The 21886-nt window shown below is 59.8% G+C and carries 22 protein-coding genes; 16 read left to right on the top strand and 6 right to left on the bottom strand.

What is annotated here, in order from left to right:
- Positions 1-31 precede the first annotated feature (31 nt).
- The 6 genes from aspS (at position 32) to ruvB (ending at position 5355) form a co-directional block, all read left to right on the top strand.
- Positions 32-1816, top strand: a complete 1785-nt coding sequence (aspS, locus tag ACJ8HH_RS09505; RefSeq protein ID WP_033647641.1) for an aspartate--tRNA ligase — start codon at positions 32-34, stop codon at positions 1814-1816.
- A complete protein-coding gene (gene nudB / locus ACJ8HH_RS09500) occupies positions 1816-2262 on the top strand; it encodes a dihydroneopterin triphosphate diphosphatase (protein WP_004932373.1) in 447 nt (148 codons plus the stop codon). The genes aspS and nudB overlap by 1 nt, the downstream gene beginning before the upstream one ends.
- Positions 2263-2281: 19 nt before the next feature.
- Positions 2282-3025, top strand: a complete 744-nt coding sequence (locus ACJ8HH_RS09495; RefSeq protein WP_043147579.1) for a YebC/PmpR family DNA-binding transcriptional regulator — start codon at positions 2282-2284, stop codon at positions 3023-3025.
- Positions 3026-3082: 57 nt separating this feature from the next.
- Positions 3083-3604, top strand: coding sequence for a crossover junction endodeoxyribonuclease RuvC (gene ruvC, locus ACJ8HH_RS09490; RefSeq protein ID WP_033634853.1), 522 nt, complete (start codon positions 3083-3085; stop codon positions 3602-3604).
- 112 nt (positions 3605-3716) lie between these two features.
- Positions 3717-4331, top strand: coding sequence for a Holliday junction branch migration protein RuvA (gene ruvA / locus ACJ8HH_RS09485; protein ID WP_033634852.1), 615 nt, complete (start codon positions 3717-3719; stop codon positions 4329-4331).
- Between the two features lie 19 nt (positions 4332-4350).
- A complete protein-coding gene (gene ruvB, locus ACJ8HH_RS09480; protein WP_025303125.1) occupies positions 4351-5355 on the top strand; it encodes a Holliday junction branch migration DNA helicase RuvB in 1005 nt (334 codons plus the stop codon).
- 66 nt (positions 5356-5421) lie between these two features.
- On the opposite strand, the gene znuB is transcribed toward ruvB, so the two are convergent.
- The gene (gene znuB, locus ACJ8HH_RS09475; RefSeq protein WP_033647637.1) at positions 5422-6207 is read right to left on the bottom strand and encodes a zinc ABC transporter permease subunit ZnuB; all 786 of its coding nucleotides are present in this window, start codon (positions 6205-6207) and stop codon (positions 5422-5424) included.
- Positions 6204-6962: a zinc ABC transporter ATP-binding protein ZnuC gene (gene znuC / locus ACJ8HH_RS09470; protein ID WP_033647636.1), complete on the bottom strand. Its 759-nt coding sequence runs from the start codon at positions 6960-6962 to the stop codon at positions 6204-6206. Before znuC ends, znuB begins: the two co-directional genes overlap by 4 nt.
- 78 nt (positions 6963-7040) lie before the next feature.
- Between znuC and znuA the strand changes: the two genes are divergently transcribed.
- The 3 genes from znuA to lpxM all read left to right on the top strand — a co-directional run bounded on the left by znuA (position 7041) and on the right by lpxM (position 10449).
- Entirely contained in the window at positions 7041-7985 is a 945-nt protein-coding gene (znuA, locus tag ACJ8HH_RS09465) for a zinc ABC transporter substrate-binding protein ZnuA (protein ID WP_039567087.1), read from the top strand.
- 21 nt (positions 7986-8006) lie between these two features.
- On the top strand, positions 8007-9329 hold the full coding sequence (gene mepM / locus ACJ8HH_RS09460; RefSeq protein ID WP_033634847.1) for a murein DD-endopeptidase MepM: 1323 nt from the start codon (positions 8007-8009) through the stop codon (positions 9327-9329).
- Between the two features lie 151 nt (positions 9330-9480).
- The gene (lpxM, locus tag ACJ8HH_RS09455) at positions 9481-10449 is read left to right on the top strand and encodes a lauroyl-Kdo(2)-lipid IV(A) myristoyltransferase (RefSeq protein ID WP_033648126.1); all 969 of its coding nucleotides are present in this window, start codon (positions 9481-9483) and stop codon (positions 10447-10449) included.
- 49 nt (positions 10450-10498) lie between these two features.
- On the opposite strand, the gene ACJ8HH_RS09450 is transcribed toward lpxM, so the two are convergent.
- The 3 genes from ACJ8HH_RS09450 to ACJ8HH_RS09440 all read right to left on the bottom strand — a co-directional run bounded on the left by ACJ8HH_RS09450 (position 10499) and on the right by ACJ8HH_RS09440 (position 13970).
- Positions 10499-11380, bottom strand: coding sequence for a leucine-rich repeat domain-containing protein (locus ACJ8HH_RS09450; RefSeq protein WP_060425839.1), 882 nt, complete (start codon positions 11378-11380; stop codon positions 10499-10501).
- 85 nt (positions 11381-11465) lie between these two features.
- Entirely contained in the window at positions 11466-12908 is a 1443-nt protein-coding gene (pyk, locus tag ACJ8HH_RS09445) for a pyruvate kinase (protein ID WP_019452801.1), read from the bottom strand.
- Between the two features lie 189 nt (positions 12909-13097).
- Entirely contained in the window at positions 13098-13970 is an 873-nt protein-coding gene (locus ACJ8HH_RS09440; protein WP_033634845.1) for a MurR/RpiR family transcriptional regulator, read from the bottom strand.
- Positions 13971-14418: 448 nt separating this feature from the next.
- Between ACJ8HH_RS09440 and zwf the strand changes: the two genes are divergently transcribed.
- The 4 genes from zwf (at position 14419) to mdtI (ending at position 17926) form a co-directional block, all read left to right on the top strand.
- Positions 14419-15894, top strand: a complete 1476-nt coding sequence (gene zwf / locus ACJ8HH_RS09435; RefSeq protein WP_033634844.1) for a glucose-6-phosphate dehydrogenase — start codon at positions 14419-14421, stop codon at positions 15892-15894.
- Between the two features lie 154 nt (positions 15895-16048).
- Entirely contained in the window at positions 16049-16690 is a 642-nt protein-coding gene (locus ACJ8HH_RS09430) for a bifunctional 4-hydroxy-2-oxoglutarate aldolase/2-dehydro-3-deoxy-phosphogluconate aldolase (protein ID WP_033634842.1), read from the top strand.
- A gap of 551 nt (positions 16691-17241) precedes the next feature.
- Positions 17242-17610, top strand: a complete 369-nt coding sequence (gene mdtJ / locus ACJ8HH_RS09425; RefSeq protein ID WP_033634840.1) for a multidrug/spermidine efflux SMR transporter subunit MdtJ — start codon at positions 17242-17244, stop codon at positions 17608-17610.
- The gene (mdtI, locus tag ACJ8HH_RS09420; RefSeq protein WP_033634839.1) at positions 17597-17926 is read left to right on the top strand and encodes a multidrug/spermidine efflux SMR transporter subunit MdtI; all 330 of its coding nucleotides are present in this window, start codon (positions 17597-17599) and stop codon (positions 17924-17926) included. The genes mdtJ and mdtI overlap by 14 nt, the downstream gene beginning before the upstream one ends.
- A gap of 62 nt (positions 17927-17988) precedes the next feature.
- Here mdtI and ACJ8HH_RS09415 read toward each other — a convergent pair whose 3' ends face one another.
- Positions 17989-18333: a RidA family protein gene (locus ACJ8HH_RS09415; RefSeq protein WP_033634838.1), complete on the bottom strand. Its 345-nt coding sequence runs from the start codon at positions 18331-18333 to the stop codon at positions 17989-17991.
- A 133-nt stretch (positions 18334-18466) separates the two neighbouring features.
- Between ACJ8HH_RS09415 and ACJ8HH_RS09410 the strand changes: the two genes are divergently transcribed.
- From ACJ8HH_RS09410 to ACJ8HH_RS09400, 3 genes are all read left to right on the top strand, one after another.
- Positions 18467-20383: an ATP-dependent DNA helicase gene (locus ACJ8HH_RS09410; protein ID WP_033647629.1), complete on the top strand. Its 1917-nt coding sequence runs from the start codon at positions 18467-18469 to the stop codon at positions 20381-20383.
- A gap of 79 nt (positions 20384-20462) precedes the next feature.
- Positions 20463-21164 carry a tRNA (adenosine(37)-N6)-threonylcarbamoyltransferase complex dimerization subunit type 1 TsaB gene (gene tsaB, locus ACJ8HH_RS09405; protein ID WP_033647628.1) on the top strand — a complete coding sequence of 234 codons (702 nt, stop codon included), beginning with the start codon at positions 20463-20465 and terminating at the stop codon, positions 21162-21164.
- Positions 21165-21264: 100 nt separating this feature from the next.
- Positions 21265-21855, top strand: a complete 591-nt coding sequence (locus tag ACJ8HH_RS09400; protein WP_033638506.1) for a Slp family lipoprotein — start codon at positions 21265-21267, stop codon at positions 21853-21855.
- Positions 21856-21886 lie beyond the last annotated feature (31 nt).

Raw genomic sequence — 21886 nt, 5'->3', positions numbered from 1 at the left:
GCGCGGCATCGGCTGTGTAAAAGGATAGCGTATGCGTACTGAATATTGCGGGCAGTTGAATCTGTCCCACGTGGGCCAGGAAGTCACTCTGTGTGGTTGGGTCAATCGTCGTCGCGATCTCGGCGGCCTGATCTTTATTGATATGCGCGACCGCGAAGGCATCGTGCAGGTGTTCTTCGATCCGGACCAGAAAGTGGCGTTCGACAAGGCCTACGACCTGCGCAATGAGTTCTGCATCCAGATCGTCGGCACCGTGCGTGCGCGTCCGGACAGCCAGATCAATAAAGATATGGCTACCGGCGAAGTGGAAGTGTTCGCCCACGCGCTGGAGATCATCAACCGCTCCGAGCCGCTGCCGCTGGACTCCAATCAGGTCAACAGCGAAGAAGCGCGCCTGAAATACCGCTACCTGGATCTGCGCCGCCCGGAAATGGCCGAGCGTCTGAAGACCCGCGCCAAAATCACCAGCTTCGTGCGCCGCTTCATGGACAGCCACGGCTTCCTCGATATCGAAACGCCGATGCTGACCAAGGCGACGCCGGAAGGCGCCCGCGATTACCTGGTGCCGAGCCGCGTACACAAGGGCAAATTCTACGCGCTGCCGCAGTCCCCGCAGCTGTTCAAACAGCTGCTGATGATGTCCGGCTTCGATCGTTACTACCAGATCGTCAAATGCTTCCGTGACGAAGACCTGCGTGCGGACCGTCAGCCTGAATTCACCCAGATCGACGTCGAAACCTCTTTCATGACCGCCGATCAGGTGCGTGAAGTGATGGAGAAGTTGGCGCGCGAACTGTGGCTGGACGTGAAGGGCGTGGATCTGGGCGATTTCCCGGTCATGACCTTCGCCGAAGCGATGCGTCGCTTTGGCTCCGACAAGCCGGACCTGCGTAACCCGCTGGAGCTGGTGGACGTGGCCGACCTGGTCAAAGACGTCGAGTTTAAAGTTTTCTCCGGCCCGGCCAACGACGCCAAAGGCCGCGTGGCGGCGATCCGCGTACCGGGCGGCGCGCAGCTGACCCGCAAGCAGATCGACGAGTACGGCGCTTTCGTCAACATCTACGGCGCCAAAGGCCTGGCGTGGCTGAAGGTCAACGACCGCGCCGCCGGCATGGAAGGCGTGCAGAGCCCGATCGCCAAATTCCTCAGTGCAGACGTGCTGGAAGGCATCCTGGCGCGCACCGATGCGCAGACCGGCGATATCCTGTTCTTCGGCGCCGACAGCGTCAAGATTGTCACCGATGCGATGGGCGCGCTGCGCCTGAAGCTGGGGCGCGATCTGGCGCTGACCCAACTCGACAGCTGGGCACCGCTGTGGGTGGTTGACTTCCCGATGTTCGAAGAAGACGACGAGGGCGGCCTGGCGGCCATGCACCACCCGTTCACCTCGCCACGCGACATGAGCCCGGAAGAGCTGGCGGCAGCGCCGGTCAACGCCATCGCCAACGCCTATGACATGGTGATCAACGGTTACGAAGTGGGCGGCGGTTCGGTGCGTATCCACCGTAGCGAAATGCAGCAGACGGTGTTCAGCATTCTGGGCATTAACGAACACGAACAGCGCGAGAAGTTCGGCTTCCTGCTGGACGCGCTGAAGTACGGTACGCCGCCGCACGCCGGCCTGGCCTTCGGCCTGGATCGTCTGGTGATGCTGTTGACCGGCACCGACAACATCCGCGACGTCATCGCCTTCCCGAAAACCACCGCGGCGGCCTGTCTGATGACCGACGCGCCGAGCTTCGCCAACCCGGCTGCGCTGCAGGAGCTGGCGATCAGCGTGGTAAAGAAAGCCGGTGCGGAACAAGAGAGCGAGTGATGAGTTACAAGCGCCCTGAATCTATCCTGGTAGTGATTTACGCGAAATCCAGTGGTCGGGTGCTGATGTTACAGCGGCGCGACGATACCGAGTTCTGGCAGTCGGTCACCGGCAGCCTGGAACAGGATGAGTCGCCGCCGCATGCCGCGCGGCGTGAAGTCATGGAAGAGGTCGGCATCGATATCGAAGCAGAGCATCTGCCGTTGTTCGATTGCCAGCGCTGCGTGGAGTTTGAACTCTTTGTCCATTTGCGGCATCGCTATGCGCCAGGAACCACGCGCAATAAAGAGCACTGGTTCTGCCTGGCGTTGCCCGAGGAGCGCGATCCGGTGATTACCGAGCATCACGCTTACCAATGGCTTGAGGCGGCCGAGGCCGTCAAGTTGACCAAGTCGTGGAGCAATCAGCAGGCGATTGAAGAGTTCGTGATCAATTCAGTCCAGTAGTTTTTTTCGGAGATTTTTTATGGCAGGTCATAGTAAGTGGGCCAACACAAAGCACCGTAAAGCGGCGCAGGACGCCAAGCGCGGTAAAATTTTCACCAAGATTATTCGTGAGCTGGTCACGGCCGCCAAGCTGGGCGGCGGCGATCCGGATTCCAACCCGCGTCTGCGCGCGGCGATGGACAAGGCGCTGTCGAACAACATGACGCGCGACACCATGAACCGTGCAATCGCGCGCGGCGTGGGCGGCGATGATGATACCAATATGGAAACCATCGTCTATGAAGGTTACGGCCCTGGCGGCACCGCCGTGATGATCGAATGCCTGAGCGACAACCGTAACCGCACCGTGGCGGAAGTGCGCCACGCCTTCACCAAATGCGGCGGCAACCTCGGCACCGACGGTTCCGTGGCTTACCTGTTCACCAAGAAGGGCGTGATCACCTACGCACCGGGCCTGGATGAAGACACCGTGATGGAAGCGGCGCTGGAAGCCGGTGCGGAAGACATCGTGACCTATGACGACGGCGCCATCGATGTGTTCACCGCCTGGGAAAGCCTGGGCGCGGTGAAAGACGCGCTGACCGCGGCGGGCTTCGAAGCCGAAGCGGCGGAAGTGTCGATGATCCCATCGACCAAGGCCGACATGGACGCGGAAACCGCGCCTAAGCTGCTGCGCCTGATCGACATGCTGGAAGACTGCGACGACGTGCAGGAAGTTTACCATAACGGTGAAATCTCCGACGAAGTGGCGGCGACGCTGTAATCCGGTAAAACGGGCGCCGCCGTTCGGCGGCGCCGTGCATGCAAGGTGGATGTAGATATGGCGATCATACTCGGTATCGATCCCGGCTCACGTGTCACCGGCTATGGCCTTATCCGCCAGCAGGGGCGTCAGTTGAGCTATATTGCCAGCGGCTGCATCCGCACGGTGGTGGACGACATGCCGACGCGGCTGAAGCTGATTTACGCCGGCGTCAGCGAGATCATCACCCAGTTTCAGCCCGACTTCTTCGCCGTCGAACAGGTGTTTATGGCCAAGAACCCGGACTCGGCGCTCAAGCTCGGCCAGGCGCGCGGCGTCGCGATCGTCGCGGCGGTGAATCAGAATCTGGAAGTGTTCGAGTATGCGGCGCGGCAGGTCAAACAGACCGTGGTCGGCACCGGCGCGGCCGAAAAGGCGCAGGTACAGCACATGGTGCGCTCGCTGCTCAAACTTTCGGCCAACCCGCAGGCGGACGCCGCCGATGCCCTGGCCATCGCCATTACCCACTGCCACCTCAGCCAGAACGTACTGCGGATGAGCGAAGGGCGGTTGAACCTGGCGCGCGGGCGTTTGCGCTGACGCAAAGCGATGATTGCTCAGGCTGGATATTCATCCAGCCTTTTTTATGTTATAAGCTTTACCAGCAACGGCATGGCAGGGCGCCATGCCCGGTCATTCTGCAGGAGGGTAAATGATAGGTCGTCTCAGAGGAAATATTCTGGAAAAGCAGCCGCCGCTGGTGTTACTGGAGGCGAACGGCGTGGGCTATGAGGTACACATGCCGATGACCTGCTTTTACGAGCTGCCGGAACTGGGGCAAGAGGCCATCGTGTTTACCCACTTCGTGGTGCGTGAAGACGCGCAGCTGCTGTATGGTTTCAACGACAAGCAGGAACGCGCGCTGTTCCGCGAGCTGATCAAGGTCAACGGCGTCGGGCCGAAACTGGCGTTGGCGATCCTGTCGGGCATGTCCGCGCAGCAGTTTGTCAGCGCGGTGGAGCGAGAAGAGATCACCGCGCTGGTCAAGCTGCCGGGCGTAGGCAAGAAAACCGCCGAGCGCCTGGTGGTAGAGATGAAAGACCGTTTCAAAGGGCTGAACGGCGATCTGTTCAACAGCAGCAGCGAGATCAGCCTGCCGTCCGCCGCCGCCAACGCGCCGGAAGCGGACGCAGAAGCCGAAGCTGTCTCGGCGTTGGTGGCACTGGGCTATAAGCCGCAGGAAGCCAGCCGCATGATCAGCAAAATTGCCAAACCGGGCGCCGACTGCGAGACCCTGATCCGCGACGCGCTGCGCGCGGCTTTGTAAGGCCGCTAAGAGGTAGATAATGATTGAAGCCGATCGCCTGATCTCCGCCGAACCGATCAACGAGGAAGAAGTCCTCGATCGCGCCATTCGTCCCAAGCTGTTGACCGAATACGTTGGCCAGCCGCACGTGCGCGAGCAGATGGAGATCTTCATCCAGGCGGCCAAGCAGCGCGGCGACGCGCTCGACCATCTGCTGATCTTCGGCCCGCCGGGCTTAGGGAAGACCACCCTGGCCAACATCGTGGCCAACGAAATGGGCGTGAATCTACGCACCACGTCCGGCCCGGTGCTGGAGAAGGCGGGCGATTTGGCGGCGATGCTGACCAACCTCGAGCCGCACGACGTGTTGTTCATCGACGAAATCCACCGTTTATCTCCGGTGGTGGAAGAGGTGCTGTATCCGGCGATGGAAGACTATCAGCTGGATATCATGATCGGCGAAGGGCCGGCGGCGCGTTCGATTAAGCTCGATCTGCCGCCGTTTACCTTGGTGGGCGCTACCACCCGCGCTGGCTCGCTGACCTCGCCGCTGCGCGATCGCTTCGGCATTGTCCAGCGGCTGGAGTTTTATCAGGTGGCGGATCTGCAGCACATCGTCTCGCGCAGCGCAGGCTGCCTGGGGCTGGAGCTGTCCGACGAGGGCGCCCATGAAGTGGCCCGCCGTGCGCGCGGTACGCCGCGTATCGCCAACCGCCTGTTGCGCCGGGTGCGCGACTTTGCCGAGGTGCGCGCCAACGGCGTGATCAGCGGCGCGGTGGCGGCGCAGGCGCTCGATATGCTCAACGTTGACGCCGAAGGTTTCGACTATATGGATCGCAAGCTGCTGTTAGCGATTATCGACAAGTTTACCGGCGGCCCGGTCGGGCTGGACAACCTGGCGGCGGCGATCGGCGAAGAGCGCGAAACCATCGAGGACGTGATCGAGCCGTTCCTGATCCAGCAGGGCTTTATCCAGCGCACGCCGCGCGGCCGTTTGGCGACCCAGCATGCCTACCGGCATTTCGGGCTGGAACGCGAAGCATAAGTTTGCCATCCTCCATACAAAAGGGCCGCATCTGCGGCCCTCGTCATATTCTGGTTCTGGCTTCAATCAAGCCTGCTGTTTTTTGAACAGGCTCAGCGTGAACAGCACGGCGGCGCAGAGCACTACCGAAGGGCCGGCCGGCGTATCGTAACACGCCGAGAAAGTCAGGCCGCCGGTGACGGCCACCATGCCGAGCAGTACCGCGACGCCCGCCATCTGTTCAGGCGTGCGCGCGAAGCGGCGAGCGGTGGCTGCAGGAATGATCAGCAGCGAAGTGATGATCAGCGCGCCGACGAATTTCATCGCCAGGCCGATGGTCAACGCGGTCACCAGCATCAGCACGGTGCGCGCCCGCGCCAGATTGACGCCGTCGACGTGCGCCAGCTCCGGGCTGATGGTCATCGACAGCAGATCGCGCCACTGCCACCACAGCACCAACAGCACCACGGCGACGCCGCCGGCGATCATCATGATATCGCTCAGCGTGACCGACAGCAGATCGCCGAACAGATAGGCCATCAGATCGACCCGTACGTTGGACATCAGCGCCACCACTACCAGGCCCAGCGACAGGGCGCTGTGGGCCAGAATGCCGAGCAGGGTATCCACCGAAAGCTGCGGGCGGCGTTCCAGCCACACCAGGGCCAGAGCCAGCAGCAGCGTAATGGCGATCACCGCATAGAAAGGATTGATGTCGAGCAGCAGACCAAAGGCGACGCCGAGCAGCGAGGCGTGCGCCAGGGTATCGCCAAAGTAGGACATGCGGCGCCAGACCACGAAGGAGCCCAGCGGCCCGGCGGCGCCGGCCAACAACACGCCGGCCAACCAGCCGGGAAGTAACAGTTCGATCATGCTTCGCGGCTCCCGGTTTTCTTCAAGACAATTCTTCCCTGCAGGTCGTGGCGGTGATTGTGATGGTGGCGATATACCGCCAGCTGCTCTGCGCCGCGGTTGCCGAACATGGCGATGAATTCGGGATGCATCGACACCACTTCCGGCGCCCCTGAGCAGCAGATGTGCTGATTGAGGCACAAGACCTCGTCGGTTTTCGCCATCACCAGATGCAGATCGTGCGACACCATCAGCACGGCGCAGCCGAGCTCTTTACGCAGTTGATCGATCAGATCGTACAGCGCCAGCTGGCCGTTGACGTCCACTCCCTGCGTGGGTTCGTCCAGCACCAGCAGCTGCGGTTTGTTCAGCAGCGCTCGCGCCAGCAGCACGCGTTGGTTTTCACCGCCGGAGAGCTTTTGCATCGGCTGGTCGAGCAGGTGGGCGGCGTGCACGCGCTTGAGCGCCGGCAGAATGTCGGCTTTCTTGACGCCGGGCTTGAGGCGCATAAAGCGGCTGACGGTCAGCGGCAGGGTGGCGTCGAGGTGCAACTTTTGCGGCACGTAGCCGATGCGCAGATCGGGCTCACGCTCCAGCGTGCCGTCGGTCGGTTTGACCAATCCCAGCACCACGCGCACCAACGTAGACTTGCCTGCGCCGTTCGGGCCCAGAAGCGTGAGAATACGGCCGGGTTGCAGGCTGAGGGAAATGTTCGACAGCACCTTGCGGCTGCCGAAGGCGACGGAGATATTTTTTAGCGTTATCAGTGTAGACATCTCGAGATTACAGGTTGCAGAACGAAGCGAATGTTATAATATCACGCCTTGTTGATGAAAACGATGGGATTACTGATGATGGCAAAGAAAAATAAATGGCTGCAGCGCACGCTGCTGGCCAGCGCACTGTTGATGGCCGGCCCGCTGAGCAGCGCTTCCGCGGCGGTGGTGACCTCGATTCGTCCGTTGGGCTTTATCGCTTCGGCCATCGCCGACGGCGTGACGCCGACCGAAGTGTTGCTGCCGGATGGCGCTTCACCGCACGATTTTGCGTTGCGTCCTTCCGATATTCAGCGCTTGCGTTCCGCGGACCTGGTGCTGTGGGTTGGGCCGGACATGGAAGCGTTCCTGAACAAGGCGCTGGTGCCGATCTCGGCGACCCGAAAGCTGGCCATCAGCGAACTGCCGGCGGTGAAGCCGCTGCTGATGAAAGGCGAAGAGGACGACGATCATGATCATGCAGGCGAAGCGCATAACCATGCCGATGACGATCATGGGCATCATCACGGCGAGTACAATATGCACGTTTGGCTGTCGCCGGAGATAGCAAAAGTGACCGCGATCGCGATTCACGACAGATTGTTGGAACTTATGCCGCAAAATAAGGACAAATTAGACGCAAACCTGCGCCAGTTCGAGAATCTGCTGACGCAAACTGACAAAAATGTTGGTAACATGCTTACGCCTGTGCAAGGTAAGGGTTATTTTGTTTTTCATGATGCTTACGGCTACTTTGAGAAACACTACGGTTTGAGTCCGCTGGGCCATTTCACCGTCAATCCCGAAATTCAGCCTGGAGCACAGCGCCTACACCAAATTCGAACACAGTTGGTTGAGCAGAAAGCGGTATGCGTTTTTGCTGAGCCACAATTCAGGCCGGCCGTAATCAATGCCGTCGCCAAGGGTACCAAAGTGCGTTCCGGAACGCTGGACCCGCTGGGCATCGGCATCGCGCTGGGGAAGGACAGCTACGGGAAATTCCTGACTCAGCTGTCAAACCAGTACGTGAGCTGCCTGAAGTAAAGCTTATGAGGATAATATCGAGTGCAGCAGATAGTCCGAACTATCGCTCTGGCGTATAACAACCTGCCACGGCCCCACCGCGTCATGCTGGGGTCGCTGACAGTCGTCACATTGGCCGTCGCTGTTTGGCGGCCTTTTGTTTACCACCCAGAACACAACCCCATTGCCAAGAGCGTCGAGTTAGAATCCAGCCAGATGCGGTCATTGCTCCCCGAAGCCAGTGAGCCGATTGATGCCGACCAACCCACCCCCGATGACGAAATCCCGCAGGATGAGCTGGATCAGAAAGACGCCGGCGACGATGGCGTGCATGAATATGTGGTTTCCACCGGCGACACCCTCGGCAGCATTCTGACGCAATATGGCATCGATATGTCGGATGTCACGCTGCTGGCCTCGCAAAACCGCGATCTGCGTAATCTGAAGATCGGCCAACAGCTGTCGTGGACCGTGAACGATGCGGGCGATCTGCAGCAGTTGACCTGGGAAGTTTCCCGCCGCGAAACCCGCACCTATGACCGCGTCGGCAACAGCTTCAAAGAGTCGAAAGAGGCGCAGCAGGGCGAATGGCGCAACAACGTGATCAGCGGCCGGGTCAACGGCAGCTTCGTCAGCAGCGCCGGCGACGCCGGGCTGAGCCGTAACGAAATCAACTCGGTGATTAAGGCGCTGCAGTGGCAGCTCGATTTCCGCAAGCTACGCAAAGGCGACCAGTTCTCCGTGCTGATGTCGCGCGAGCATTTCGACGGCAAGAAATCGCAAAGCCAGCTGTTGGGCGTGCGTCTGCGCACCGGCGGCAAGGATTACTACGCGATCCGCGCCGAAGACGGCAAATTCTACGATCGCCAGGGCTCAGGCCTGGCGCGCGGCTTCATGCGTTTCCCGACCATGAAACAGTTCCGCATCTCCTCCAACTTCAACCCGCGCCGCGTGAACCCGGTGACCGGCCGCGTGGCGCCGCACAAAGGCGTCGATTTTGCCATGCCGGTCGGCACGCCGGTGCTGGCGGTCGGCGACGGTGAAGTGGTGATCGCCAAACGCAGTGGCGCAGCGGGCAACTATGTGGCGATCCGCCACGGTCGTCAGTACACCACGCGTTATATGCACCTGAAAAAGCTGCTGGTGAAACCGGGCCAGAAGGTGAAACGCGGCGATCGCATTGCGCTCTCCGGCAACACCGGCCGCTCCACCGGGCCGCACCTGCACTTTGAACTGTGGACCGGCCAACAGGCGGTGAACCCGCTGACGGCCAAGCTGCCGCGTTCCGAAGGGCTGAGCGGCAAAGATCGCAGCGATTATCTGGCGCAGGTGAAGGAAGTGGTTCCTCAACTGCAGTTGGATTAACGCCCGCCCTTTTTCCGGCGCTTCGGCGCCGCTAATTTCATCGGCCTGATTGCGGGCCGATGCTGTTTTATCTGGGCGGTTCGCGGTTGTTAATTGCAAAATCGGTGATGGCAATTATGATTAGCCGAATCGCTAAGCTAAGAGCATGTGCATGCAAAACGAGAAGAAATCGAACGTAGAGTTCATCCCGCAGTTTCAAAAAGCCTTTTTATATCCGCGCTACTGGGGCGTGTGGTTGGGAACCGGCCTGATGGCCGGCATTTCGCTGGTGCCCGCGCGCCTGCGCGATCCGGTGCTGGGTGCGGTCGGCAAACTGGCCGGCAAGCTGGCGAAGGGCGCGCGCCGCCGTGCCCGCATCAACCTGCTGTATTGCTTGCCGGGGCTGCCGGAAAGCGACCGCGAGCACATTATCGACCAGATGTTCGCCTGTGCGCCGCAGTCGATGGTGCTGATGGCTGAGCTGGCTTGCACCAAGCCCGAGAAAGTGCTCAAGCGCGTGCGTTGGCACGGTGAAGAGGTGTTGGACAAGATCCGGGCGGAAGGGCGCAACGTGATTTTCCTGGTGCCTCACGGCTGGGCGGTGGATGTGCCGGCGATGCTGATGGCCGCGCGCGGCCAACCGATGGCCGCGATGTTCCACAACCAGCGCAATCAGCTGATCGACTACCTGTGGAACGCCGTGCGGCGTAAATTCGGCGGCCGCATGCACGCGCGCAACGACGGCATCAAACCGTTTATCAGTTCGGTGCGGCAGGGGTATTGGGGTTACTATCTGCCCGATCAGGATCACGGCGCCGAGCACAGCGAGTTCGTCGATTTCTTCGCCACCTATAAGGCGACGCTGCCGGCGGTGGGGCGGCTGATGAAGGTGTGTCGTGCGGCGATCGTGCCTTTGTTCCCGGTGTACGACGGCAAAACCAGTATGCTGGATATTTATATTCGCGAGCCGATGGACGATCTGGCCGAAGCCGACGATCCGCACATTGCCCGCCGCATGAATGAAGAAGTGGAAAATCTGGTGGGCCCGAACCCGGAGCAGTACACCTGGATCCTCAAACTGCTGAAGACGCGCAAGGAAGGGGAGATTGAACCTTACTCGCGCGACGATCTGTATCGTTAATCCTTTCTGCCGCTAACGCTGGCCGGGCCGCAACCCGGCCGGCGTCTCTTCATATATGCACCCTACAGCCGCGAGCCCGCAGGATGTCGACGACTTTAGGCGTGCGGGTGAAATCATTCCAGCGCAGGTCCAGTTTGCGCAGTCGGCTCAGTTCACCAAGGCTTTCCGGCAGGTCGCTCAGGCGGTTGGCGCGCAGATCCAGACTTCTCAGCGCCGTCAGCTCGCCGATATTTTCCGGCAGACGCGTCAGATGATTGAAACGCAGGTTCAGCTCGCTCAGCCGCGGCAGCCGACAGAAGGCCTGCGGCAGCTCGGCGATGGCATTGTTAGCCGCGTCGAGTATCTCCAGCTCACCGAGCTGAGCCATTTCCGCCGGCAGCGAGGTCAGGGCATTTTTCATGATATGCAGTTCGCGCAGCGCGTGCAGTTGCCCGATTTCGGCGGGCAGGTTGCCGATGCGGTTGTTGTATAAACGCAGCTCCTGCAATGCCGCCAGCCTCGGTATCGCCTGTGGCAAAACGGTTAAATGGTTGTCGGTCGCGTTGAGGTAAACCAACTGCTGCAGTTGCGCCAGCGAGCGCGGCAGATCGCTAAAGCCGTTATCGCTCAGATAGAGGTATTTCAACCGATACAGCTGCCCCAGTTCTTCGGGGAGTTCGTTTGCGCGATTATGGCCAAAGTCGAACATCTCGAGCTGTTGCAACTGGCCAATCTCCGGCGGCAGGCGGTCGAGCTGATTGCAGGAGATATTCAGCACCCGCAGATTTCGGTGCCGGAAGAGGGCGACAGGGAGGGCCGTCAGCTGATTGTCGTACAGGCTAATCTTGCGCAGCGCGTGGCCGGCTAACGGCGACTCGTCGAGCTGCGTCAGGCCGTGGCCGTCGAGATCGAGCTCATCACCGCTCGCTGCGGGAGTGTGTTGGTGGAGCATGGCGTTCTCCGTCTTTTATGGCGGTGTCAGGGCAAAAAAAATGCCGGCCAACGTGAGCCAGCCGGCATTTCGTCTGCGGCGTGGATTACTCGACGCGCAGGATACGGCTGGTATTGGTGGTGCCGACGGTTTCCATCACGTCGCCCTGGGTGACGATCACCAGATCGCCGGAGACCAGGAAGCCTTTGTCGCGCAGGCGATTGACGGCTTCATTGGCGGCGATCACGCCGTCTTTGTGGCTGTCGAAATACACCGGCGTCACGCCGCGATACAGCGCGGTCAGGTTCAGCGTATGCTCATGACGCGACATGGCGAAGATCGGCAGGCCGGAGCTGATGCGTGACATCATCAGCGCGGTGCGGCCGGACTCGGTCATGGCGATCAGCGCGGTAACGCCTTTCAGGTGGTTGGCAGCATACATCGAAGACATGGCAATCGCTTCTTCGATGTTGTCGAACTGCACGTCCAGGCGGTGTTTGGAAACATTGATGCTCGGGATCTTCTCGGCGCCCAGACAAACGCGCGCCATCGCCGCCACGGTTTCCGCCGGGTATTGGCCGGCGGCGGTTTCCGCCGACAGCATAACGGCGTCGGTGCCGTCCAGCACGGCGTTGGCCACGTCCATGACTTCGGCGCGGGTCGGCATCGGGTTGGTGATCATCGACTCCATCATCTGAGTTGCGGTGATCACCGCGCGGTTCAGGGTACGGGCGCGGCGGATCAGTTTCTTCTGAATGCCGACCAGTTCCGGATCGCCGATTTCGACGCCGAGATCGCCACGGGCAACCATCACCACGTCGGAGGCCAGAATAATGTCGTCCATCGCTTCGTCGCTGCAGACTGCTTCGGCGCGCTCAACCTTGGACACGATCTTGGCGTTGCAGCCGGCGTCGCGCGCCAGGCGGCGGGCATAGTTCAGGTCTTCACCGGTGCGTGGGAAGGAGACCGCCAGGTAGTCGACGCCAATCTTGGCGGCGGTCACGATGTCTGCCTTGTCTTTTTCGGTCAGCGCTTCGGCCGACAGGCCACCGCCGAGCTTATTGATGCCCTTGTTGTTGGACAGCGGGCCGCCGACCGTCACTTCGGTAAACACTTTCATGCCCTGAACTTCGAGCACTTTCAACTGAACGCGGCCGTCGTCGAGCAGCAGGACATCGCCCGGCACCACGTCGGCAGGCAGGCCTTTATAGTCGATACCGACTTTTTCTTTATCGCCTTCGCCTTTTGACAGGTTGGCGTCCAGCAGGAATTTATCGCCCACGTTGAGGAAGATTTTGCCTTCCTTGAAGGTGGAGACGCGGATTTTCGGCCCTTGCAGATCGCCGAGTATAGCGACGTGACGTCCCAGTTTTGCGGCGATTTCGCGCACTTTGTCAGCGCGAGCCTGGTGATCTTCCGGGCTGCCGTGGGAGAAGTTAAGCCGAACTACGTTGGCGCCGGCGGCAATGATCTTTTCCAGATTATTGTCGCGGTCAGTAGCCGGACCCAGGGTGGTAACGATTTTGGTTCTTCTGAGCCGTCTGGACATGTATTACTCCGTTGACTGGTGAAGCAAATATTGGTGTTGCGATAACGTCGGATAACGAAACCAGGCGTGAAATGTAATTTTACAACACTGATATTTCACCCGGGTTACCCGCATGAGCATGTTAACAGGGTACCGCCTCTGATGCCGTCATTCAAATGTCTGTTGAACGGCGATTTTTTCTTCGTCGGGTCACGAATCAAAACTGTTGGGAATGACCACGCCTTTATCAAAGCGCGATTCTTTGAGCGCTTCTTTGACCCGCTTCAAGTTATCTCTGAATTTAGCCCCTCGGCGCAAGGTAAATCCGGTGGCTAGCACGTCAATGAGCGTTAATTGCGCGATCCGTGACACCATCGGCATGTAAACGTCGGTGTCTTCGGGCACGTCGAGCAGCAGAGCGAGGGTCGCTGCCTGGGCGAGCGGGGTGTCGCGCGAGGTGATAGCCAATACCGTGGCGTCGTTTTCTCGCGCCAGGTGGGCCATCTCCACCAGATTCTTGGTGCGGCCGGTGTGTGAGATCAGCACCACCACGTCGCCTTCGCCGGAGTTCATGCAGCTCATGCGCTGCATGACGATGTCATCGAAGTAGACCACCGGAATGTTGAAGCGGAAAAATTTGTTCATCGCATCGTGCGCTACCGCCGCGGAGGCGCCCAGGCCGAAGAAAGAGATCTTTTTTGCCTGGGTGAGTAGGTCAACCGCACGATTGATTGCGGCAATATCCAAATTTGCCTTTACTGTATCCAGGCTGGCCATGACCGATTCGAAGATCTTGCTGGTATAGGCATCGACGCTGTCGTCTTCCTCGACATTACGGTTTACGTAGGGCGTGCCGTTAGCCAGGCTTTGGGCGAGATGCAGTTTGAAGTCGGGAAAGCCTTTGGTATCAAGGCGGCGGCAAAAACGGTTGACGGTGGGTTCGCTGACGTCGGCCATGCGCGCCAGCGTGGCGATGCTGGAGTGAATGGCGGTCTGCGGGGAGGCCAGGATCACCTCGGCGACTTTCCTTTCAGATTTGCTCAGGAGTTCCAGATGGCTCTGGATTTTGTCCAGCGTATTCATATAACGAGAGTCACTCATGGTTTTATCCCTGTGGCTTTCAAGCAACAGCGTCGAATCTCGCCCGTGTTTGCCGTGCAAGCAGACGCCAAACGAGCGGCTGTAACCTGGAATCGATAGGGTATGACGATTTCAAACAAAGGAGAAATCAATGCCGGTTTAGTGAAAATATACTACGTGCTGGTAACCGTTGGCAGTCTCGACAGGGCGTATGCAGGCTTTTTTCACCAGAATATGACCTGTGTCTAACTTTCATAATGGTAACAGAGCGTCAAAAAAGACGAAAAATTACAGTTTTGCCCGGGACTGGGGCGCTGGCGCACATTGGCGCTTTCCACTGGAATATTGAGGTCTTTTTTTCTGCTTCTGCGCTGGGTTTGCTGGCCGTAGTCAAACAGAGTACATTAGTAATGTAAGAAAATTACAAATATCCTGCAACGAGGAGATGAACATGGCGGTAACCTCTACAGCCCAGGCGTGTGACCTGGTTATTTTCGGCGCGAAAGGTGATTTGGCGCGCCGTAAGCTGCTGCCTTCCCTGTACCAGTTAGAGAAAGCCGGACACATCCACCCGGAAACGCGGATCATCGGCGTCGGCCGCGCGGAGTGGGATAAAAAAGCCTATACCGAAGTGGTCAAGGAAGCGCTTGGCACCTTCATGAAGGAAAAACTGGATGATGAACTCTGGGCCACGCTGAGCGCACGCCTGGACTTCTGCAATCTGGACGTCAACGACAGCAAGAACTTTACCAAATTGGGTAAAATGCTGGATCAGAAACACCGCACCACCATCAACTACTTCGCCATGCCGCCAAGCACCTTCGGCGCCATCTGCAAAGGGTTGGGCGAAGCCAAACTGAACCATGAGCCGGCGCGCGTGGTGATGGAGAAGCCGCTGGGCACCGATCTGGCGTCCTCCCGCGTGATCAACGACCAGGTGGCGGAGTACTTCAACGAATCCCAGGTTTACCGTATCGACCACTATCTCGGTAAAGAGACGGTGCTGAACCTGTTGGCGCTGCGTTTCGCCAACTCGCTGTTCGCATCCAACTGGGATAACCGCACCATCGATTCGGTGCAGATCACCGTGGCGGAAGAGGTGGGCATCGAAGGGCGTTGGGGTTACTTCGACCAGGCCGGCCAGATGCGCGACATGATCCAGAACCACCTGCTGCAGATCCTGACCATGATCGCCATGTCGCCGCCGGCGGATCTGACCACTGACCGTATCCGCGACGAGAAGGTGAAGGTACTGCGTTCGCTGCGCCGTATCGATCAGACCAATGTACGGGAAACCACCGTGCGCGGTCAGTACACCGCCGGTTTCGTCCAGGGCAAGAAAGTGCCGGGTTATCTGGAAGAGGAAGGGGCGAACAAGAGCAGCAGCACCGAAACTTTCGTCTCCATCCGCGTGGATATCGACAACTGGCAGTGGGCCGGGGTGCCGTTCTACCTGCGTACCGGTAAACGTCTGCCGACCAAATGCTCGGAAGTGGTGGTGTACTTCAAAAACCCACCGCTTAACCTGTTCAGCGACTCTTACCAACAGCTGCCGCAGAACAAGCTGACCATCCGCCTGCAGCCGGACGAAGGCATCGAAATTCAGGTGCTGAACAAGGTGCCGGGGCTGGATCACAAGCACCGTCTGCAGACCACCAAGCTGGATCTGAGCTTCTCGGAAACCTTCAACCAGGAGCACGTGGCGGACGCCTACGAGCGCCTGCTGCTGGAGACCATGCGCGGCATTCAGGCGCTGTTTGTGCGCCGCGATGAAGTGGAAGAGGCCTGGAAGTGGGTCGACTCCATCATGGACGCATGGAAAGCCGACAACGAGGCGCCGAAGCCTTATCAGGCGGGCACCTGGGGGCCGGTGGCCTCGGTGGCGATGATCACCCGCGACGGCCGTTCCTGGAACGAGTTCGAGTAATGCGCAATGCCGGCAGCCTGTCTGCCGGCTTTTTTTTGCCTGCGATCTGCGCGTGGGCCACATCACTTACGGTACGGCCGGACGTCCGCGCATTTGCGCGGAGCCCTGTGGCAGGGGCGTGCCATTGTTAACCGCGAGTAATGGAGAAATAACGATGAAAAACTGGAAAACCAGCGCCGAGCAGATCCTGACGGCAGGGCCGGTGGTGCCTGTTATCGTGATCAACAAGCTGGAGCAGGCGGTGCCGCTGGCGAAAGCGCTGGTTGCCGGCGGCGTGCGGGTATTGGAGGTGACGCTGCGCACCGCCTGCGGGCTGGAGGCGATCCGCGCTATCGCCAAAGAGGTGCCGGAGGCCATCATCGGCGCCGGTACGGTGATCAATCCGCAGCAGCTGCGGGAGGTGACCGAGGCGGGAGCGCAGTTCGCCATCAGCCCGGGGCTGACCGAAGCCTTGCTGCAGGCGGCGACGGCGGGGCCAATCCCGCTCATCCCGGGCATCAGCACCGTTTCCGAGCTGATGCAGGGCATGGATCACGGCCTGCGCGAGTTCAAATTCTTCCCGGCGGAAGCCAACGGCGGCGTGAAGGCACTGCAGGCGATCGGCGGCCCGTTCCCGCAGGTGCGTTTTTGCCCGACCGGCGGCATTACGCCGAACAACTACCGCGATTATCTGGCGCTGAACAGCGTACTTTGCATCGGTGGTTCCTGGCTGGTGCCGGCGGACGCGCTCGAAAGCGGCGACTACGCGCGCATCACTGAACTGGCGCGCAGCGCCGTCAGCGGGGCCGCGTTGTAACCCGCGCCGCGCCTGGGATTGGCGCTTATTTGCGCGCCCGCGAATATCGCAAGGCTCAACGCTCCGTTGAGCCTTTTTTAATTTTTATCGTGATTAACGTTCTTATTTTTAACCCGTTTTTTTTCGATTTTTATGAAAACGGCAGTTTGCTTTCTTATTTTGGCTGTGGTAAAAATATCTCAGTCGAAAATTTTACTTTCATGAGGATATTGGGCAAATCGCACGGTGTGCGGCTGATAATAGAGAACGATTATGATGACTATTAACGGAATTACCCTCAGAACCTCTACGTGCCAACTTTTCCTGTCTGCGATCCTTGCCAGTGAGCATCACTGGTGCAGCGAGCTATAGCGTCTTTCTCCCTTAACCGGTGCCGGTAGCGGGCTTTCGCCTTCGCTCTACCGTTCAGCCGGGCAAACATTCTTTTTTGCGTTTGGGTCAGTTTATCCCCAGGGATCTCTGCGTCTTGCGCGCCGCAATGCGCCGTTTGACGAGATAAATCGGGATAAATATGCCTTGGCGCGCGTTATTCGCCGTTTGGGAGAAAAATTATGATTTATTGGATCTTTTTAGGTTTGGCCATCATGACCGAAATCATCGGCACCTTGTCGATGAAATACGCCAGCGTCAATGGCGGCATGATCGGGCACATCGTGATGTACGTGATGATCACCGCGTCTTATGTGTTGCTGTCCGTAGCGGTAAAACGCGTGGCGCTGGGCGTGGCCTATGCGCTGTGGGAAGGCATCGGTATTCTGTTCATTACCCTGTTCAGCGTGCTGTGGTTCGACGAGCCAATCTCGGCGCTGAAGGTGCTGGGCCTGGCTACGCTGATCGCCGGCATCATGCTGGTGAAATCCGGTACCCGCAAAGAGCGAAAACAGGTCAGCCCGCGAGGTAACAACCATGCAACAGTTTGAGTTGTACCACATTGGGTTCCTGGGGCTGGCGATCGTGCTGGAAATCATCGCCAACATCTTCCTGAAGATGTCGGACGGCTTCCGTAAAATTTGGCTGGGGCTGTTGTCGCTGCTGTCGGTGCTCGGCGCGTTCAGCGCCCTGGCGCAGGCGGTGAAGGGCATCGATCTGTCGATCGCTTATGCGCTGTGGGGCGGTTTCGGTATCGCCGCCACCATCGCCGCAGGCTGGATCATGTTCGGCCAGCGGTTGAACGCCAAAGGCTGGATTGGCCTGGCGCTGCTGCTGATGGGGATGGTGATCCTTAAACTGTCCTGATAACGGGCAATAAAAAACCGCAGGCGTTGCCGTCTGCGGTTTTTTTTCGTCTGCGCTCAGGCTTACAGCGCGGCGATGATTTTGATTTCCACCTTGTACTTCGGATTCATCAGCTGCGCCTGCACGGTGCAGCGCACCGGCGCGCTGCCGGCGACCACCCAGGCGTCCCAGGCAGCGTTCATCGCGGCGAAGTCGGCGCTGTTGGCCAGGAAGATGGTGGCGTCCAGAATGCGGCTTTTGTCCGAACCTACGCGCGCCAGCAGCACGTCGATGGCGGCGAGGGCGTTGGCGGTCTGCGCGGTCGCGTCGTCGTCCAGGTTCTCCGGCACGCTGGTGTAGTAAACGGTCTCGTTGTGCACCACGGCTTCGGACCAGCGCTGATCGGGATCAATTCTTTCGATATTCATTTGCTTATCTCCATATCATAGTCCCGCTAAGGGTAGCACAGCCGGTAATGAAAAAGCGCGGCGATAAAGTGGGTGGTAGCCGGGCGGCAGGCTTGGCATAATCACCGCTGAATGACACCGGCAGAGAGACAGCGTGACAGACGATTTTGCAACAGACGGCGCATTGGCGCAGGCTATCAAGGGATTCAAACCGCGTGAGCCGCAGCGGCAGATGGCGCAAGCCGTCACCGAGGCAATCAATTTCAAGCAGGAGCTGGTGGTGGAAGCCGGCACCGGCACCGGCAAAACCTTCGCTTATCTGGCGCCGGCGCTGCGCGCCGATCGCAAAGTGATCATCTCTACCGGTTCGAAAGCGTTGCAGGATCAGCTGTATGCGCGCGATCTGCCCACCGTCGCCAAGGCGTTGAAGTACAAAGGCAAGCTGGCGCTGCTGAAGGGGCGCTCCAATTATCTGTGTCTCGAGCGGTTGGAGCAGCAGTCGATGGCTGGCGGCGAGCTGGCGGGGCAGACGCTGATCGATCTGGTGCAGCTGCGCAAGTGGTCGTCGCAGACCAAAGAGGGCGACATCAGCACCTGCAGCGAAGTGGCGGAAGACAGCTTCGTCTGGCCATTGGTGACCAGCACCAATGACAACTGCCTGGGCAGCGATTGCCCGCTGTATCAGGATTGCTTCGTGGTCAAGGCACGCCGCCGCGCGATGGATGCGGATGTGGTGGTGGTAAACCATCACCTGTTCCTGGCGGATATGGTGGTGAAAGAGGGCGGTTTCGCCGAGCTGATCCCGGAAGCCGAGGTGATGATTTTCGACGAAGCGCACCAAATCCCCGACATCGCCAGCCAGTATTTCGGCCAACAGCTCACCAGCCGCCAACTGTTGGATCTGGCGAAGGACATCACCATCGCCTACCGCACCGAGGTGCGCGACGCCGCTCAACTGCAAAAAAGCGCCGACCGTCTCAGCCTGAGCACGCAAGATTTCCGTCTGAATCTGGGCGAGCCGGGTTTTCGCGGCAATCTGCGTGACGTGCTCGGCGAACCGAACGTGCAGCGCGCTCTGTTGCTGCTCGATGACGCGTTGGAGCTGTGTTATGACGTGATGAAACTGTCGCTGGGGCGTTCGGCGCTGCTGGACGCCGCCTTTGAGCGCGCCACGCTGTACCGCGCGCGCCTCAAGCGGCTGAAGGCGGTGACGGAGCCTGGCTACAGCTATTGGTATGAATGCAACTCGCGCCATTTCGTGCTGGCGCTGACGCCGCTGACGGTAGCCGATCGGTTCCGCGAAATGCTGGACGAGAAGCCGGGCAGTTGGATCTTTACCTCGGCCACGCTGTCGGTCAACGATCGGTTGGGCCACTTCACCGAACGGCTGGGGCTGACCAAGGCCAAAACGCTGCTGTTGCCGAGCCCGTTCGACTATGCCAAGCAGGCGCTGCTGTGCGTGCCGCGCTTTTTGCCTTCGCCGAATCAGCGCGGCGGAGCGCGCCAGCTGGCGCGCATGCTGCGGCCATTAATTGAAGCCAACAACGGCCGCTGCTTCTTTTTATGCACCTCGCACCAGATGATGCGCGAGCTGGCGGAAGAGTTCCGCGCCACGATGACGCTGCCGGTGCTGTTGCAAGGGGAAACCAGCAAAGGGCAGCTGCTGGCGCAGTTCGTCGCCGCCGGTAACGCGCTGCTGGTGGCGACCAGCAGCTTCTGGGAGGGGGTGGACGTGCGCGGCGATGCGCTGTCCTGCGTCATCATCGATAAACTGCCGTTCACTTCACCGGACGATCCGCTGCTGAAGGCGCGCATTGAAGATTGCCGCCTGCGCGGCGGCGATCCGTTCAATGACGTGCAGCTGCCGGATGCGGTCATCACCCTGAAACAGGGCGTCGGCCGTTTGATCCGCGACACCGACGATCGCGGCGTGCTGGTGATTTGCGATAACCGTCTGGTCATGCGGCCCTACGGCGAGGTGTTCCTCAATAGCCTGCCGCCTACGCCGCGCACCCGCGATTTGAAGCAGGCGATCGCCTTCCTGCAGGCCGCCGACACGTCGGCCACGTGAAAGATGAAGGGCTTACGGGGCTGTGCTACAATGCGCGCCCTGTATGAAAAACCCAGTTTTATTCCCGCCAGAGGTTGGCATGTCCACGCGAATTTTAGCGATCGATACCGCGACGGAAGCCTGTTCCGTCGCCGTCTGGAATCAAGGCGAAATCCACGCCCTGTTTGAGCTGTGCCCACGCGAGCATACGCAACGTATTTTACCTATGGTGCAGCAGGTGCTGGCGGAATCCGGCCTGGCGCTCAACCAGCTCGATGCGCTGGCCTTTGGCCGCGGCCCCGGCAGCTTTACCGGGGTGCGCATCGGCATTGGTATCGCTCAGGGCCTGGCGCTGGGCGCCGATCTGCCGATGCTCGGTATTTCCACGCTGCAAACCATGGCGCAGGGCGCCTGGCGCGTCTGCGGCGCGGAGAGGGTGCTGGCGGCGATAGATGCGCGCATGGGCGAAGTCTACTGGGGGCAGTTCGAACGCCAAGCGGACGGTAGCTGGTTGGAAAGCGAAGGCGAGGCGGTGTTGTCGCCGGCGCAGGCGCTGGAGCGTGCGCAGCGCCTGCAGGGCGAATGGGCCCATGTCGGCACCGGCTGGCAAACCTATCCCGATCTGGTCAAGGGGTCTACGCTGAGCGTGCGTGACGGGCAGATGCTGTTGCCGCAGGCGCAAGACATGCTGCCGCTGGCGCTGCACGCCTGGCAACAGGGGCTGGCGGTGGCGGTGGAAAACGCCGAGCCGACCTATCTGCGCAATGAAGTCACCTGGAAAAAACTGCCAGGCCGCGAGTAAGCGCGGCCTATTGTGCTGTTGTTGAGGCCGGGCGATGAAAGCCTGCAACTTGAACGATGAAACGCGGTCAAAGTTACAGCCATTTCAGGAGATTGCGACCATGTTAATCCGCACTGCAAGTAAAAAGCTGTCGCTGCTGGCCGTCGCCTGCGGCGCGCTGGTTCTGTCCGGGTGCGTCACCGTACCGGATGCGATCAAAGGTTCCACCCCTTCGCCGGTGACTCAGCTTTCCTCGGTACAAAATGCACCTAATCTGTTTACCGGCGCGGAAGCCCGCTTCGGCGGCACCGTAGTAAACGTCGCCAACGAGCAAGGGCGCACGGTGCTGGAGATCGCGGCGGTGCCGCTCGACAGCGGTGCGCGGCCGATTTTGGGTGAACCGTCGCGCGGCCGCTTGCTGGCCACGGTAAACGGCTTCCTCGAACCTGTTGATTTCAAAGGCCAGTTGGTGACCGTCGTCGGCCCCATTACCGGCCTGAAAGAGGGGCGTATCGGTATGACGCCGTATCGCTTCGTGACGATGAACGTGACCGGTTTCAAACGCTGGCACCTGGTGCAGCAGGTGGTGATGCCGCCTGCGCCAATGGGCCCCTGGGGCTGGCGCGGTGGCCCGTGGGGACCCGGTTGGGGCGCAGGCTATGGTTGGTACAATCCTGGCCCGGCACAGGTGCAAACCATCGTAACCGAGTAGCATACGCTTGATGTGAACACATTTGACAGGG

The organism is Serratia sp. CY32780 (assembly GCF_052169135.1).
In the GTDB taxonomy this organism is placed as follows: Bacteria; Pseudomonadota; Gammaproteobacteria; order Enterobacterales; family Enterobacteriaceae; genus Serratia; species Serratia sarumanii.
Note: the sequence above shows the minus strand (reverse complement) of the source record. Positions and strands in the feature narration are given on the sequence as shown.